Source organism: Synechococcus sp. WH 8016 (assembly GCF_000230675.1).
Lineage (GTDB): Bacteria > Cyanobacteriota > Cyanobacteriia > PCC-6307 > Cyanobiaceae > Synechococcus_C.
Genome location: NZ_AGIK01000001.1, coordinates 1,078,661 through 1,093,625 on the forward strand (window position 1 = coordinate 1,078,661; position 14,965 = coordinate 1,093,625).

General features: G+C 57.4%; 18 protein-coding genes. 10 read left to right on the forward strand and 8 right to left on the reverse strand.

The features are described from left to right. The first annotated feature begins 2 nt into the window (after positions 1-2). Positions 3-1,280: a hypothetical protein gene (locus SYN8016DRAFT_RS05800; RefSeq protein WP_006853392.1), complete on the forward strand. Its 1,278-nt coding sequence runs from the start codon at positions 3-5 to the stop codon at positions 1,278-1,280. On the opposite strand, the gene lepB is transcribed toward SYN8016DRAFT_RS05800, so the two are convergent. Further along, complete coding sequence (gene lepB, locus SYN8016DRAFT_RS05805; RefSeq protein ID WP_006853393.1) at positions 1,252-2,025, reverse strand: signal peptidase I; 774 nt, start codon at positions 2,023-2,025, stop codon at positions 1,252-1,254. The genes SYN8016DRAFT_RS05800 and lepB overlap by 29 nt on opposite strands. A 51-nt stretch (positions 2,026-2,076) precedes the next feature. Between lepB and SYN8016DRAFT_RS05810 the strand changes: the two genes are divergently transcribed. After that, complete coding sequence (locus tag SYN8016DRAFT_RS05810) at positions 2,077-3,582, forward strand: hypothetical protein (protein ID WP_006853394.1); 1,506 nt, start codon at positions 2,077-2,079, stop codon at positions 3,580-3,582. On the opposite strand, the gene SYN8016DRAFT_RS05815 is transcribed toward SYN8016DRAFT_RS05810, so the two are convergent. The 4 genes from SYN8016DRAFT_RS05815 to SYN8016DRAFT_RS05835 form a co-directional block, all read right to left on the reverse strand. Next, positions 3,545-3,907: a Spx/MgsR family RNA polymerase-binding regulatory protein gene (locus SYN8016DRAFT_RS05815; RefSeq protein ID WP_038013851.1), complete on the reverse strand. Its 363-nt coding sequence runs from the start codon at positions 3,905-3,907 to the stop codon at positions 3,545-3,547. The genes SYN8016DRAFT_RS05810 and SYN8016DRAFT_RS05815 overlap by 38 nt on opposite strands. A gap of 2 nt (positions 3,908-3,909) precedes the next feature. Then, entirely contained in the window at positions 3,910-4,269 is a 360-nt protein-coding gene (locus SYN8016DRAFT_RS05820; RefSeq protein WP_006853396.1) for a 2Fe-2S iron-sulfur cluster-binding protein, read from the reverse strand. A 106-nt stretch (positions 4,270-4,375) separates the two neighbouring features. Continuing rightward, on the reverse strand, positions 4,376-4,888 hold the full coding sequence (locus SYN8016DRAFT_RS05825) for an inorganic diphosphatase (protein ID WP_006853397.1): 513 nt from the start codon (positions 4,886-4,888) through the stop codon (positions 4,376-4,378). Between the two features lie 303 nt (positions 4,889-5,191). Next, a complete protein-coding gene (locus SYN8016DRAFT_RS05835) occupies positions 5,192-5,656 on the reverse strand; it encodes a hypothetical protein (protein ID WP_006853399.1) in 465 nt (154 codons plus the stop codon). A gap of 147 nt (positions 5,657-5,803) precedes the next feature. Here SYN8016DRAFT_RS05835 and SYN8016DRAFT_RS05840 point away from each other — a divergent pair, with 147 nt between their 5' ends. The 4 genes from SYN8016DRAFT_RS05840 to SYN8016DRAFT_RS05855 all read left to right on the forward strand — a co-directional run bounded on the left by SYN8016DRAFT_RS05840 (position 5,804) and on the right by SYN8016DRAFT_RS05855 (position 10,545). Continuing rightward, entirely contained in the window at positions 5,804-7,600 is a 1,797-nt protein-coding gene (locus SYN8016DRAFT_RS05840; RefSeq protein ID WP_006853400.1) for a proline--tRNA ligase, read from the forward strand. A gap of 32 nt (positions 7,601-7,632) precedes the next feature. Beyond that, complete coding sequence (psb27, locus tag SYN8016DRAFT_RS05845) at positions 7,633-8,055, forward strand: photosystem II protein Psb27 (protein WP_006853401.1); 423 nt, start codon at positions 7,633-7,635, stop codon at positions 8,053-8,055. Positions 8,056-8,121: 66 nt separating this feature from the next. Continuing rightward, positions 8,122-9,459 (forward strand): adenylosuccinate synthase, encoded by a 1,338-nt coding sequence (locus tag SYN8016DRAFT_RS05850; protein WP_006853402.1) that lies wholly within the window; start codon positions 8,122-8,124, stop codon positions 9,457-9,459. Between the two features lie 72 nt (positions 9,460-9,531). After that, entirely contained in the window at positions 9,532-10,545 is a 1,014-nt protein-coding gene (locus SYN8016DRAFT_RS05855; protein WP_006853403.1) for an adenosine kinase, read from the forward strand. On the opposite strand, the gene cutA is transcribed toward SYN8016DRAFT_RS05855, so the two are convergent. Together cutA and cobK are read right to left on the reverse strand one after the other, a co-directional pair. Then, positions 10,529-10,861, reverse strand: a complete 333-nt coding sequence (gene cutA / locus SYN8016DRAFT_RS05860) for a divalent-cation tolerance protein CutA (RefSeq protein ID WP_006853404.1) — start codon at positions 10,859-10,861, stop codon at positions 10,529-10,531. The two genes, SYN8016DRAFT_RS05855 and cutA, sit on opposite strands and share 17 nt — an antisense overlap. Continuing rightward, entirely contained in the window at positions 10,845-11,639 is a 795-nt protein-coding gene (cobK, locus tag SYN8016DRAFT_RS05865) for a precorrin-6A reductase (protein ID WP_006853405.1), read from the reverse strand. Before cobK ends, cutA begins: the two co-directional genes overlap by 17 nt. A gap of 29 nt (positions 11,640-11,668) precedes the next feature. Between cobK and SYN8016DRAFT_RS05870 the strand changes: the two genes are divergently transcribed. After that, positions 11,669-12,151, forward strand: a complete 483-nt coding sequence (locus SYN8016DRAFT_RS05870) for a single-stranded DNA-binding protein (protein ID WP_006853406.1) — start codon at positions 11,669-11,671, stop codon at positions 12,149-12,151. 21 nt (positions 12,152-12,172) lie between these two features. Here the strand turns inward: SYN8016DRAFT_RS05870 and SYN8016DRAFT_RS05875 are convergent, their stop codons facing one another. Continuing rightward, positions 12,173-12,367, reverse strand: coding sequence for a hypothetical protein (locus SYN8016DRAFT_RS05875; RefSeq protein WP_006853407.1), 195 nt, complete (start codon positions 12,365-12,367; stop codon positions 12,173-12,175). A gap of 67 nt (positions 12,368-12,434) precedes the next feature. Here SYN8016DRAFT_RS05875 and SYN8016DRAFT_RS05880 point away from each other — a divergent pair, with 67 nt between their 5' ends. From SYN8016DRAFT_RS05880 to SYN8016DRAFT_RS05890, 3 genes are read left to right on the forward strand one after another with little or no spacing between them, the layout of a single operon-like run. Next, complete coding sequence (locus SYN8016DRAFT_RS05880; protein WP_006853408.1) at positions 12,435-13,001, forward strand: DUF2854 domain-containing protein; 567 nt, start codon at positions 12,435-12,437, stop codon at positions 12,999-13,001. Positions 13,002-13,012: 11 nt separating this feature from the next. Next, a complete protein-coding gene (gene argB / locus SYN8016DRAFT_RS05885; protein ID WP_006853409.1) occupies positions 13,013-13,870 on the forward strand; it encodes an acetylglutamate kinase in 858 nt (285 codons plus the stop codon). A 3-nt stretch (positions 13,871-13,873) separates the two neighbouring features. Then, positions 13,874-14,965 (forward strand): DUF3153 domain-containing protein, encoded by a 1,092-nt coding sequence (locus SYN8016DRAFT_RS05890; RefSeq protein ID WP_006853410.1) that lies wholly within the window; start codon positions 13,874-13,876, stop codon positions 14,963-14,965.

The following is a 14,965-nucleotide window of genomic DNA, read 5'->3' on the forward strand; positions in this document are numbered from 1 at the left end:
CCATGACTGAGACGATGCTGCTCGACCCGGTGCAAGTTCTCGTCGCCAGCGATCAGCCGCTCCAAGTAGGGAGTGCTGCTCTCTTTGAAGACGATCGTCTCATCGCTCTTGGAGACGAGGCAAGGGCGCGAGCCAGGGAGCGAGGTGTTTCGGGCCATGACCGGGGCCAGCAACTCCTGGCCCCCTGTCTTGTCGACCCACACTCGAGCCTTCCCCATCCATTTACAGGCAGCGGAGAAACGCTCGAAACCCTCATCAACGCTGCAGGGAGAGCCGGTTATGGGCAGCTAGCCCTGCTTCCAAATGGTGAATCGGAACGGGACAGCCCAGAGCGCTTAAAGGGATTCCAGCCGAAAGATTGCGATCTCAAAGTGCATTTATGGGGAAGCTTCAGCCACCGCGGAGAAGGAGAACGCCTCAGCAGCCACGCTGATCTTCTTCAGGCAGGGGCTATCGGTCTCAGCGCTGGCGAGCAGATGCCGTCTGCCAACCTCATCGACCGCGCCCTGATGCTCGGAGAGATGGCTGGAGCCCCTGTGCTGATTGCACCCCATGACTCCAGCCTGCGTGGAGACGGAATGATCCGGGAAGGCGTGGAAACACTCCGAGCCGGGTGGCCTGCCGATCCAACCATCAGCGAAACACTGCCCATGGGGCAGCTCCTGGAATTGCAGCGCCGCCACGGCAAGCGCAAGCTTGTGCTCATGAATCTCTCCACCGCTGATGGCGTGGAGATGCTGAGCCACACGCCGTCACCAGCTCTGGCCACGGTGAGCTGGTGGCATCTCGTGCAGGATCGTTCCAAGCAAACAGCTGAAACAACCCAATGGTTTGTCACTCCATCCATTGGTGGAGAAGCCGATCGCAACGCCTTGATTGATGGCCTACGGGAAGGAACGATCAACGCCGTTGCTGTTCATGGCATGCCGCTCGACGATGAGGAGTGTCTTTTGCCTCCGGATCAACGTCCGAAAGGGCTATCCGGTCACCACCTCGTGCTGCCAACGCTCTGGAAACATCTCGTGATCGATTTGGGATGGAGTGTGAACCAACTGTGGCAAGCGCTCAGTTTTGGCCCGGCACGGTTGCTTGGACAGGACGAAGAACGACTCAGCATCGGAAGCAACCGCTGGTTGCTCTTCGATCCTGAGCAAACATGGGATCACACCCGTGACGCCCCCTACGCCCCAAAAGCTGCCAACCAGCCTTGGATCGGCGTCCCCATCCGAGGGCAAGTGGTGAGTTGTGGACTCAAGATCCCAACGAACCAAGCCGATTGAATGGCCAGAAGCGCCAGACAGCACGACCAATAATCTGATCTTCAGGAAGGAAGGCCCCACCCGGCCAATAACGCCCATCCCAGCTGTTGCTGCGGTTGTCACCAAGAACGAGGACCCGTCCCTCCGGGACCGTGGCGTTCAGGGTGCGGCAAAGGCTCATCCCCCGCTTGTCTAGAGCGCAGTAATTGGTCACATAGGGCTCATCGAGAGCAACACCGTTGACTTGCACCTCTCCTCGGGGGTTCACCACCACCTGATCGCCCGCCACAGCCACAACCCGTTTGATGTAGGCATCACAAGCCGAATGACTGACTCCAGGAATCAGGCCAATCAAAGGGATATTGGCGAGAACGCATTGAAAAGGTGGGGGTGACGTCGTTGCACGCAAGGCAGGATCAAAGGCATAGGGGGAATTGAACACAACGATTTCTCCCCGCCGAGGTTTGCGGCCGCGGTAGGTGAGCTTCTCGACCAACAGACGATCTTGGATCTGCAAGCCAGGCAGCATCGAGCCTGAGGGAATAAAGCGTGCCTCGGCCAAATAGTGGCGGATCCCGAAATAAAGAGCCACGGTGAAAAACAGCGGGCCCCAAAAATCCCAGAGCGGATGTCCAGAACCCCGTTCCTTTTTCAGATCCTGGTTGCGCTCCTGAAGAGGCTCGCTGCTGTTGGGTTGGTCGTCTTCAGACCGACTGTTGTGTTGCTTGTCTGCCAACAGGCACCTTGCTTCAATCCTGAAAATCACGATAGGCGCGATCAGCCTGTGCTTCTAGCCTGAAACCAGGCACGGTGATCCATGGTCCGACCCCGCTGGCAGGGCGTGAAACCCCGCACCATCCAATTGCTCTGGAATCGCTGGGATCAGGCCTTAGCCCTGATCGCAGCGCTCAACTTGATCTGGGTGATTTTCGATGTCACCTACATTCCGCTGCGAAATTTCTGGCTGCAGAGAACGCTGTATCCCCTCCCTTCGATCAACTTGGCCTTGCCACTGCCGTGGCTGCCAAACATCACCCCCCTTTACGACCCGCTGAAGGGCATCGCTGTTCACCCCGACACGATGTCGTATGTCGAACATTTCCGCAGACTCGAGACAACCGCTTCAAAGCAGGGCATTAACAGTCCAGCCGCACGACAATTGCGGCTGGAATTGGTTGTTAAAAACAGCCAATTAGTGGATGAAAACCCGTTCATCAGCTCCGGGAATGTAGGCGCATTCGAAAAGCTCAAGAACCGTCTAAGAGCCCGAGCTGAGATGGATTCAGCCAAACAAGCGGCGGCCCATCTTCTCAGCGACCGTTACTTGAGCAAGCACGACTGGGGCCAAGAACAGCAGTTTTGGAACACCAAAATTCTCCCGCTGGCGGAGACCAATTACTCACGCGGGATTGATGAAAACGGAATGCCAATCGACCTCTCCTGGCGGATCGACATACCGTTTCAAATCCTGTTCCTCTTGGACATCCTGGTTCGCACCATTCGACTGAAACGCCGATTTCCCGCGATTGCCTGGAGAGACGCCTTACTCAGACGTTGGATTGACCTACCTCTCCTGATCCCCTTTTGGCGTCTGTTGCGCGTCGTTCCAGTCACAGAGCGTCTGTCCCGCGCTCAGCTTCTGAATCTTGAGCCCCTTCGAGCAGCTGTCAGTCGCGGCGTTGTCGCCGTCCTAGCGCTTGAACTGTTTGAAGTGATCACACTTCGTGTGCTGGATGCCATGCAAGGCATCGTGCGCTCGCCAAATCTGCCCGACAGGATTCTCCGGCTTTGTAGTCATCAATCTGTAGACAGCAGTGAAGAGCGAGAACTGGCAGAGCTGCTGCGACTCTGGCTGCCTCTGATCCTCACGCAGGTGGGGCCAGGGATGCGGCCACAACTCGTGGCCCTCTTTGGCCACGCCCTGCAGAGGAATCTGGATGGCCTGGTCTTGCCGGCACCGCTCAGGGAGCTCCCTGGCGTGCAAAAGGCGGAATCCGAGTTGAGTCGTCAGCTCGCCATGGGGATGGTGGATTCACTATTGGGGCTTTCAAAGAGCGCAGGCGACCAACTTGGCCAGAAAGACCAAGTGCTCGAGGATCTAGGGATTCAAACGCTCGACCGTTTCTGGGAGGAGCTTGCACGCACCCTCGAACAAGGAGTTGTACTGGAAAGAAGCCAGGAACTCTTGGTGGCGTTCCTCGAAGAATTCAAACGCACCAGCATGTTCCAACTTCACACCCAAGGTGGCGTGGACGAACTGATTACAGAGCTGGATGGACTCAACTTCAACCCAAAAGGGCCTGATTCCAATCCTCGAGCTTGAATCCCACCAAAAAATCTCCGCTCGGCAATGCCACAAAAGGGCGTTTAATCAAACGCCCATCCGCCGCCAAAGCCGCCAGTGCAGCATCGTCACTCATCGCTTTAACGACCTCTGCCCCAAGAGCCCGATAGCTCTGACCACTGGTGTTGAAGAGACGTTGACGACGTCCCAACCGATCAAAGGCAAGCGCGAGCTCCTCTTTTGAGGGAGGAGCTGTTGTGATGTCAACGACCTCGTAGGCCAGGTTGTTGGCATCAAGCCAAGCCAGGGCCTTACGGCAGGTGGAGCAGCGGGAGTAGCTGTAAACCTTGATGGTTGGAGCCAAGCTCAACGTCCAAACAAGTTCTTCAAAGCGCCAAGCAGGCTATTTGAACCCTTGCCAACGCCTTCGTCAGGCCGAGTCCGAATGGTCACATCGCCATTCACACTGGTGCGGCAGCTCAAGCGATAGTTCGCAGGGCGATCAGAGAGGTACACCTCTTCCACATCACTTCGGGGGGAAAGGTTCTGGGCTCCTTCTAGAACCTCGATCACGCAGGTTCCGCACTGGCCAACCCCTCCACAATTGTTGAGGTTATTCAGGCCTTTGTAGGGATTGATCCCGGAGGAAAGCGCTGCTTTCCGTAAATTCGCTCCTTCGATGCAACCGACCTGTTGGCCTTCCTGCTCAAAACGGATGGTGGGCACGGGTCGTTCACAATCTAGGCGCGAACCAACTTACAAGAAGTAAGGCCCTAATAGCGCTTCGATCACAGATCTTGCCGAGAAAAGCTGGATTCAGCACCCTGGGCCCTTAGCTACCGGCCGCTCGAATGCATGCCTCCAACAAGGGAGCGACGGCATCCGAATCACGCCAACCCCCAATTGATATGACACGACCATCCATATTTTTGTATGTACGGAAAAACTCGGCCACATCCTCCAGCTGGCTGGGTGCAATTTGCTGGATGCTCTGAATCCCTGCTTGCCGAGGGTCAGCGACGGGGACACACAGAATCTTGCCGTCGTAATGACCCGTGTCATCCATGTCGAGCACTCCGATCGGCCTGGCTTTGATCAAACAGCCCGCAAAAGTGGGTTCCGCCATGATGACCATGGCATCAAGAGGAGATCCATCCTCCGCAAGCGTGTTGGGAACAAATCCGTAATCAAAGGGGTAGCGAATCGATGGGTGAAGCACCCGATCCAGGGCCATCACGCCAACGTCTTCTGAAAACTCATATTTATTGCAACTACCCGCTGGAATCTCAACGATCAGATTGAGTAGCCCCGGAGAGGGTGAAGGAGGCAGGGACCTCAGATCCATGACGATCTTGCGCAGTGAGTGGTGTCAAAGAACCCATGGGAGGGCGATCGGTCAGCACAGCAGCCAACGGAATCCCAAGGCTGGTGAAAGCGAGGATGAACCCCAGAAAGGCAAGTGTTGGCGCAGCAACTTGAAACGACGGTTGCGGAGAAAATTCGCGGGCAGGCTCGGGGTCCATTCAGACAGGATTAAGGACATCCGGCAGGGGAGGGAAGTACTCCTGTGCAAGCCATACCCAATGGCATGGATAGCTCCGGAAAGGCGTTATGAAGAAACTAAAGAGATTGTCGCACCATCCCAGCGCTAAGCGGCTGGACGCTCTTGTCGATCACGGCGCGCCGCCAGGTCAGAGGGAGCTGCGGGAAGGTCTTCCAGATGTGTTCTGATTTGGCGCAACTCTTCGAGAATGGCTCCTAAGACTTGCTGAGTCGCTGTCGAAGGAGAGTTGAGAACTTCAACGGTGACCTCCTTGATCCTCAGGACATCCTTGGCAAAACGGGCAACCTCATTGGGATGAAAAAGGAGAGGATCCTTTTGATCACTGCGGTATTCAGGATTTAACTTTTTAGGGTTAAAAGGAGGATTTAAATTACGAACGTCAGTATTTGTATAACGATAAACAGAAGCCCTTGATCGATTTAAGGATTTTTGAACATCATCGATAGCAACTAAAGCATCTGATTGAGCCATCACCGCATCAACATCTTTTTCGGATATCAAGGAATCTTCGGCAGCAGAAACAGGATCATTAATCGACCTAGGAAACATGAGACTGATTTAGGACGCGCTGGATTGGGCAGACAGTAGCAGCTGAGACTCAGGATGCCAGCGTCGTTCCAAGCGATCGGGACACTTCCTGAAGCGACCTCTTTTTGCAGCGGTGGTAGCTTCCAATCTTGTTGATCATTGATCGCTATGCGCGTCTCCCGCCTGATGCTGGTGACGCTGCGGGATGTTCCCGCTGACGCCGAAATCGCCTCGCAACAATTGCTGATTCGTGGCGGATATATCCGACGCGTTGGCTCAGGAATCTATGCCTATCTCCCACTGATGTGGAGGGTCCTTCAAAGGGTGATGAGAATCGTCAGGGAGGAGATGAATGAGATAGGGGCCCTTGAAACGTTGCTACCGCAACTTCAACCGGCCGAATTGTGGGAAAAAAGTGGCCGATGGCAGGGCTACACCGCCGGCGAGGGGATCATGTTCCACCTTGAAGATCGCCAGGAGCGCTCCCTTGGCCTAGGCCCCACCCATGAAGAAGTCATTACGGAATTAGCCAGCGACCTCTTGAAGTCGTATCGCCAGCTCCCCGTCACCCTTTATCAAATTCAAAGCAAATTCAGGGACGAGATTCGCCCACGCTTTGGCTTGATGCGAGGCCGTGAATTCATCATGAAGGATGCCTATTCCTTCCATGGCGATGAAGCAGATCTGGCAAGCATGTACGCGCAGATGGAAAAGGCCTACACCCGGGTCTTCCAACGTTGCGGCCTGACGGCTGTCGGGGTGGATGCCGATAGTGGAGCCATCGGCGGCGCCGCATCCCAGGAATTCATGGTGACGGCAGATGCTGGCGAAGATTTGATCCTCATCAGCCCTGATGGTGATTACGCAGCCAATCAAGAAAAAGCCATCTCGATCGCACCCCCTGCTCTGCCTTTACCAAGCGGGGAATCGCAGGTCATGTCCACTCCAGGGCAAATCACGATTGATGCGCTCTGCTCCGCCCAGTCGCTTGACCCCAGCCAAGTCATCAAGGTTCTGCTTCTCCTCGCCAAGCTCGAATCTGGCGATGAACAGCCGGTTCTTGTTTGTCTCCGAGGAGACCAGGAACTCAACGAGGTGAAACTCGTGAATGCGCTCACACAACAGCTCGATAGCCCCGTTCTCGATCTCAGCCCGATCAATGCCGATCAGCTGAAATCTCAAGGACTGCAGCCATGGCCGTTTGGATCGATCGGCCCTGACCTGTCTGATCAGCACCTCACGGGCGCGCGCAGCTGGCGAACGAAGTTTTACAAACTCGCCGATACAACAGCTGCCGAGCTCGACCGTTTTGTCTGCGGAGCCAACACAAGCGACGAGCACCGTTGGGGCTGCACTTGGTCTGATCTCGGCACCATACCAGCGCTGGATCTCCGCAATGCCAGAGCAGGAGATCACTATGTCCACAGCCCAGAACAGAGCCTCGAAGAACGACGCGGGATCGAGGTGGGGCATATCTTTCAACTCGGTCGCAAGTACTCCCAATCCATGGGAGCTCAAATCACCACGAAAGAAGGCAAACAGCAGCACCTCTGGATGGGGTGTTACGGCATAGGAATCTCACGCCTTGCCCAGGCAGCCGTTGAGCAGCATCACGATGATGCTGGAGTGATCTGGCCGCTCAGCATTGCCCCTTTTCAGGTGATCGTGGTGGTAGCCAATGTTCAAGACGAGGTCCAAATGGGCCTTGGTGAAGAGATTTACAACGAGCTGCGGGCCGCGGGAATCGATGCCCTCCTGGACGATCGTGGAGAGCGGGCCGGCGTGAAATTTAAGGATGCCGATCTCATTGGAATCCCTTGGAGAGTTGTGGTTGGTCGCGCTGCCGCCGATGGGAAGGTGGAACTCGTGCAACGGTCGGAGAGGGACGCCAACGTTTTAAGTCGAGCCGAAGCCATCTCTTCCCTGCTTGAAGCGATCCCGACCGAGCTACGGGTCCAGCTCTGACCCCGCGTAAAGTCCAGCAAATTTCCTTCGTCATGATCGCCGTACTGAAACGCCTTACCAGCCGTCTAATCAATCTGAGCCTGGCCCTCTGTCTTGGGCTTTCCTTGCTCGTAACGGCCTGCGGAAACGAATCGTCCACGCTTAGCGGGGACTACGTCCAAGACACAGTCGCTGTTGCCCACACCATTCACGACACGTTGGCGTTGCCCCAGGACGCGGCGAATCGCCAAGAGGCTGAAGGAGAGGCTCGCGATTTGATCACCGACTACGTCTCTCGCTACAGAGCACGTCCCAAGGTGAACGGCTTGAGTTCTTTCACGACCATGCAGACGGCACTCAACTCCTTGGCTGGTCACTACAACAACTACACCAACCGTCCCGTTCCCGATGCTCTGCGAGCCAGGATCGACAAGGAACTGGGCAAGGCCGAAAAAGCAGCCGTTCGCGGCACTTGATCACAAAATCGAACAGCACTTTGACCGCAGGCAGGACTGTCTGCGAAAGTGCTGGATTGTGCAGAAATGCGGCTTCGGGCCGCCGATTCTTTGGCCAACGTTGTCGTCATCGGTGCTCAATGGGGTGACGAGGGAAAAGGAAAGATCACGGATCTTCTGAGCCGCTCCGCTGATGTTGTGGTGCGTTATCAGGGAGGCGTTAACGCCGGCCACACCATCGTGGTGGACGGTCGCGTGCTCAAGCTTCACCTGATCCCTTCCGGAATCCTCTACCCAGACACCACCTGCCTGATCGGCTCCGGAACCGTGGTCGATCCCAAGGTGATGCTCGAAGAACTCGACATGCTGATCTCCAACGGGATCGACATTTCAGGACTCCAGCTGGCATCGACGGCGCACGTCACGATGCCGTACCACCGCCTCTTGGATCTGGCGATGGAAAAGCAACGAGGTGAGCGCAGAATCGGCACAACCGGCCGCGGCATCGGCCCCACCTATGCGGATAAGTCTCAGCGAAGCGGCATTCGTGTTCTCGACCTGCTCGACGAAGATCGACTGCGGGATCGGCTTGAAGGGCCGTTGAGCGAGAAGAATCAACTGCTCGAAACCATCTATGGCGAAAAGCCGTTGGATGCTGAAGAAATCATCGGTGAATATCTGGCTTACGGAAAGCGCTTAGCGCCTCACGTGGTGGATTGCACCCGTGCCATCCATGAAGCCGCAAGCAACCGCAAAAACATTCTTTTTGAAGGAGCGCAAGGCACTCTCCTCGACCTCGATCACGGAACCTATCCCTACGTGACCTCCTCCAATCCTGTGTCAGGAGGGGCCTGCATCGGTGCAGGTGTCGGCCCGACCCTGATCGACCGAGTGATTGGGGTGGCCAAGGCTTACACCACTCGGGTTGGAGAAGGTCCCTTCCCCACAGAGCTCTCGGGAAGTTTGAACGACCAGCTCTGTGATCGAGGCGGGGAGTTTGGAACAACCACGGGCCGCCGACGCCGCTGTGGCTGGTTTGATGGGGTGATTGGGCGCTACGCCGTTCAAGTCAACGGACTGGATTGCCTGGCGATCACCAAGCTCGATGTCCTGGACGAGATGGATGAAATCCAGGTGTCCGTCGCCTACGAGCTCGACGGCGAACGCATTGAGCACTTCCCCAGCAGCTCCGAAGATTTCGCTCGCTGCAAGCCCATCTTTGAAACCCTCCCTGGTTGGCAATGTTCCACGGCGGAATGCCGTCGCCTCGAAGACCTTCCTGCGCCGGCGATGGACTACCTGCGCTTCCTCGCCGACCTGATGGATGTGCCGATTGCCATCGTTTCCCTCGGCGCCAGCCGAGACCAAACGATCGTGGTGGAAGATCCGATCCATGGCCCCAAACGCGCACTCCTCAGCGCCTGAGCCCGCTCGCATCGCTGACGCAAAACAGCGATCCAGCGAACAGCCATACTCGCTGTACTACCGACAGCAGAGATGTCCTCCACTCCCCGGTTCAGCACCGCCAGTTCTCTCGACGTCGTAGGCATCGGTAACGCCATCGTCGACGTCTTGGTTCAAACCGAGGACCAATTTCTGAGCGATCACAACCTCAGCAAGGGCAGCATGGCCCTTGTTGACGAGGACCAAGCCAAAAGCCTCTACGAAGCAAGCGGTCCAGGTCTCGAAACCTCTGGAGGTTCAGCCGCCAACACCCTGGCCGGTCTCGCTCAACTCGGGAGCAAGTCCGGGTTCATTGGTCGTGTTCGTGACGACCAACTAGGAACCATCTTTATCCACGACATCCGCTCTGTGGGCACCCGTTTTGAGACACCGGCTGCCGTGAGCGGTGCGAGTACGGCCCGTTGCCTCATCTTGGTCACCTCGGATGCCGAGCGCACCATGTGCACCTACCTCGGTGCCTCAACCCAACTGGATCCTGATGATCTCGATCTCTCCATGGTTCGCGACACCAAGGTTCTCTATCTCGAGGGCTACCTCTGGGATAGCCCTGAGGCCAAAAAGGCTTTCATCACGGCGGCTGAAGCCTGCCGAGAAAGCGGCGGACAAGTCGCCCTCTCCCTCTCCGATGGTTTCTGCGTTGACCGTCACCGTGAAAGCTTTCTCGAGCTTGTCGATGGACATGTCGATGTGCTCTTTGCCAATGAGGATGAGATCAAATCGTTGTACGGAGCCACAGACTTCGAGAGCGCACTTGAACAAGTGAAAGGTCGATGCAGCGTGGCCGTGCTGACCCGCAGTGTTCAAGGGTCTGTGGTGCTCTGCGGTGATCAACGCTGGGACATCCCCTCCTACAAACTCGGCGATCTCGTCGACACCACAGGAGCGGGCGATCTCTATGCGGGTGGCTTCCTGCATGGCTACACCCATGACCTTCCCCTTGATGTCTGCGGCAAAATGGGATCAATCTGTGCCGGACAGGTGGTGACCCAATTAGGGCCTCGCTCCAAGGTTTCCTTGCCTGATCTGATCGCTAAGCATCTGGATTGATCGACGCCGCGGCCCAAGCGCCGTAGGCGTGCGATGGCTGAGCCTGCCAATGCAGGATCTCAGGGGTGTCGTAGCTGTGAAGGGCCTCGATGGCCCCGAGCAGCGCGTTCAAACCGGGTGCCGTGGTCTTGATCAGAAGCTGCACTTCATTGGCATGTTCAACCCGCCCTTCCCAGCGGTAGCAAGACTGAATGGCCTGGAAGCTCACGCAAGCTGCTAGCTCACGGCTGATCAGCTGCTCAGCGAGTGCAGAGGCTTTCTGAACATCAGCCTCCGTGGTTAAAACCAACCACAAAGCCTCAGGACGTGGTGCCATTCAGATGCGTGAGAAGCTCGCCCACGCTATGCACAACAGCAACTTCAGCAATCGGTAGAGGTCGGCGGAGGAGCCACAACCCCAGCCCCATCTCGATCGAAAGGCTCGCCCAGAGCGCCTCCGTCGCCCCCCCCGACTGCCTGCAGACCACGTCTGTGATCGCCCAGCGCCTGCAAAGCGCTGCTTCCAGGGCCCCTGGCTCGGGACCCTGCAGGGGTCGCACCACGGCCAGATGATCCGATGGAACGCGCGCTGCTGCCGCCTGAATCAGCGACATCGGCGAAGGAAGGACGCGAGCAAACACGGTGGCTCCTGCTTCACGCGCGACCCTCGCTGCTTCAACCAATTGGCGGGCGCCGAGGGCCAAAAGAAGGCGTCGCCCCGCTAACGACTGATCGGCAAGGTCCGCCATGGAGCTGAGCACAAAAGCCTTCCCCGAGGCCTCCATCCGCCGTTCGAACCGCACCAACCTCTGGCCCCAGCCCTTGCAAGCCTGGTTCAACTGGTCGCTAATCCTCAGCGCAAACGGGTGAGTGGCATCCACAACCCAATCCACAGGAATCGTCTGCAGCCATTGAGAAATCCCCTCTGAACCCCCGAGCGCACCCACGTGGATCCCTTCCAGCGGCATCCCCTGATAGGGCTGCGCAGCAGAGTCACTGACGACGCTGACATGGACATGCCAGCCCTTCGAGATCAGAACCGCCGCCAACCGCGGGCCATCACCCGTCCCTGCCAGCAACCAGACAGTCCCCTGGCGATTCTCCGGTCGGTGCATCAGGATGGCGCTCACCGTCACAGCTGAGAATGAACCACTGCGTGCTCGAGGTGGATGTCCTTCAAGCTCCCACCCTGCGATACACCCAAGACAACCAAACGCCCATTGCTGAGATGGACGTTTCTTTTGATGCCCTCCGACCTGATGATCCCAAGGGGCAGTTGAAGGTGGTGGGATGGGGAAATCTTGCCCAGGACCTTCAAAATCGCGTGCAGGTAGGGCAGCGTCTCCTGATTGAGGGCCGACTGCGAATGAACACGGTTCCTCGTCAAGACGGCACCAAAGAGAAAAGAGCTGAGTTCACCCTTTCGCGACTCCATTCAGTGGGAGGGGCGGTCTCGAGCCAAGACCAGCCCCCAGTGGCTGCGCGCACTGCGCCAGCTCGCCCCGTACCAGCGCAAACGCCCCAGTCTTCTCAAGCACCGAGCAAGCCAGCGGCGGCTGGGCAGGACTCAGCAGCTCAGTGGAACACCTCTCCCCTGGTTCCCGAGACCGACGACATTCCTTTTTAACGCCAGCAAGCGCCAGAGTTTTCACTGGCTTTTGTCAGAAAATTGTTCTGAAGCGCGCAACAGCAGCTGCCCCAGCTCTCGCTCCAGGGCCGCTAAATCCAGTCTTAATTCGGGCCAGCGGCCACGATCAATTTGTTCGAGCAGCCAAGCGCGATCCGTCTCCAGCTGAGCAATCAGCACACGGGTTTCTAGAGGCTGCTCGGACGGGTTGTTCATGATTCTTGGACTCCTGCACCCATCCTGCAGCCCTCTTGGTCACAATGGCTTCAATGCACGGGCCCCCATGAACGAGCTCATTTCGCCCGGAAGTCTGATCACCATCGCTGGCGGTGTCCTCACCGTGGTTGGTGCTTTGGCCTACGGAGCTGGCAATGCCAATCTCAGCCTGCCCACCATCTTTTACGGAATTCCCATCTTTCTCGGGGGCCTCGCGCTCAAATCCTCTGAGCTTCCCCCAGCACGCCGGGTGACACCCAAACCACAATTTCGCGCAGAACGCGAGGCGGCGTCTCCAGAACTGGTCAAACTGCTTAATGACGTCACGCGCTGGCGCTATGGGCAGAAAGCACACCTCGAGAGCTCTCTTGAAGCACTGAAACTGTGGGATGAGGACAAGCCTTCTCAGCTCCTGGAAGTCGAAGAGATCTGCGGTGATGCTGGATATGGCTTAAGGATGCGCTTTGCTTGCGAAGCCGTGGGTCTCGAGCGTTGGCAAGAACGTCGCGAGCGCCTGGGACGCTTTTTTGCCAAAGGGCTTAAAGCGCAAATCATCCCGCTGGAAAACGATCAGCTGGATTTAACCCTGCTTCCCAAGAGTGAGGCCACGACAGGCGAGCATGGAGAGCCCTGAGCACCTGCAGCATGGATGATTCCCTCCGGGTCTCCGTCCTGAGCGAGGCCCTTCCCTACATCCAACGATTTGCTGGACGGAGAATCGTTGTCAAGTACGGCGGCGCGGCCATGGTCCACGCAGAGCTACGCGATGCGGTGTTTCGCGACATCGCCCTGCTGGCAAGTGTGGGAGTGCAACCCGTGGTGGTGCATGGCGGAGGCCCAGAGATCAACACCTGGCTCAAGCGGCTCGATATTCCCTCCGAGTTTCGCGACGGATTGCGGGTCACCGATGCCGACACGATGGACGTGGTGGAGATGGTGCTTGTCGGCCGAGTGAACAAACAGATCGTCAATGGACTCAACCGACTGGGAGCTTGCGCTGTAGGCCTCAGCGGTAGTGACGGCCGACTGGTGGAGGCACGTCCCTGGGGGGATGGAAATCATGGCTTGGTCGGCGACGTGGCACGGGTCAATCCCGATGTGTTGGAACCACTTCTGGCGCGGGGATACATTCCGGTGATTTCAAGCGTGGCTGCCAACCTGGAAGGGGAATCTCACAACATCAATGCCGACACGGTTGCTGGTGAGCTTGCCGCTGCACTGGAAGCGGAGAAATTGATTTTGCTGACGGACACCCAAGGAATCCTTCGTGATCGCGACAATCCCGACTCCTTGATCCAACAACTGAGGCTGTCCGAGGCTCGGCAATTGATTCACGAGGGCGTTGTGGCCGGTGGGATGACGCCCAAAACCGAATGTTGCATCCGTGCCCTAGCTCAGGGGGTAGCGGCAGCGCACATCGTGGATGGTCGTGTCCCCCATGCCCTTCTCCTTGAAGTCTTCACCGATGCCGGCATCGGAACGATGGTTCTCGGCCGCGGTTAATCGATGACCAATGCCATGGCAGCCGCAGAAGCCGCTCTGGAGCGTGGCGACTACGGCCAATGCATCGCCCTGCTGGAGCCCCTCGCAGAAGCCAACCCGATCAGCGACAGTCGAGGCGCTGAGATCCGCATGCTGATGGTCACAGCTTGGATGGGAAAGGGGGATGAAAACAAGGCGCTGAGCACCTGCCGACTGCTCACCCGTTGCAAGGATCCAGATCTGCGCATCAGGGCGCGGCAATTGCTGGATGTGCTGGAAGCGCCAAGCCTGGAAAGACCTGCGAATTGGTCGATGCAATTGCCAACCTTGGAGATGGATCCGCGTGTTGGCAAACGATCCAAGTTGTTCAATCGCCGCAAACTGCCGCCGCCGCCGCCATCCCCTCCAACCGGTCCAACCCGTGCGCCAGCAGGCTTTGCATTGCTGGTGATCGCCGTGCTGGTGGGGCTCACGCTCTTGTTGAGCGGCTGCGTACGCATCACTGCAGACCTCAACCTCCCAGGACCAGACAGGGTGGAGATGGCTTGGACGATCGATAGCCGCAGTGGCCTCAACCTTCCATGGCAGGACGCGTTCAGTCGTGAGCTGAGGGTGATGAATCTGCCGTGGAAGATTCGCAACGCAGGCCATGGTCACCTGGAGGTGAAGGCACCGACTCAAACCAGTGAAGACGCCGCTGCACTCCTCAGCCAAACCGTGGAAGCAGCGGGACGCACGGCAGGCCTTTCATTGCCAGCACCCACCCTCCAGCTGACAGAGCGCAACTGGCTGGTGGGGCTTAAGCAGGAGCTACTTTTGGAACTCGATCTAAGCGCTCTTGAGAGCCTCAATGAGCTGCAAATCGCAATACGCCTTGGGGAGCAAGCGAGCTTGCGCAGCTTGCAAAGCAGCCCTGCCGTGGCAAGCAAAAATGCCAAGGGCGAGCTCATCTGGCCGCTCAGGATTGGCGTTCAGAATCGTTTGCAATGGAGTCAGTGGCGTTGGAGCCGGCTCGGATTGGGCGGTCTCGCGATCTTGGCGCTGCTCGTGTTGACGGCCAGCCTGCAACGGCTCCGATTGCTGATGGGTTTCGGCTACCCGGAATTACCGTCTTGA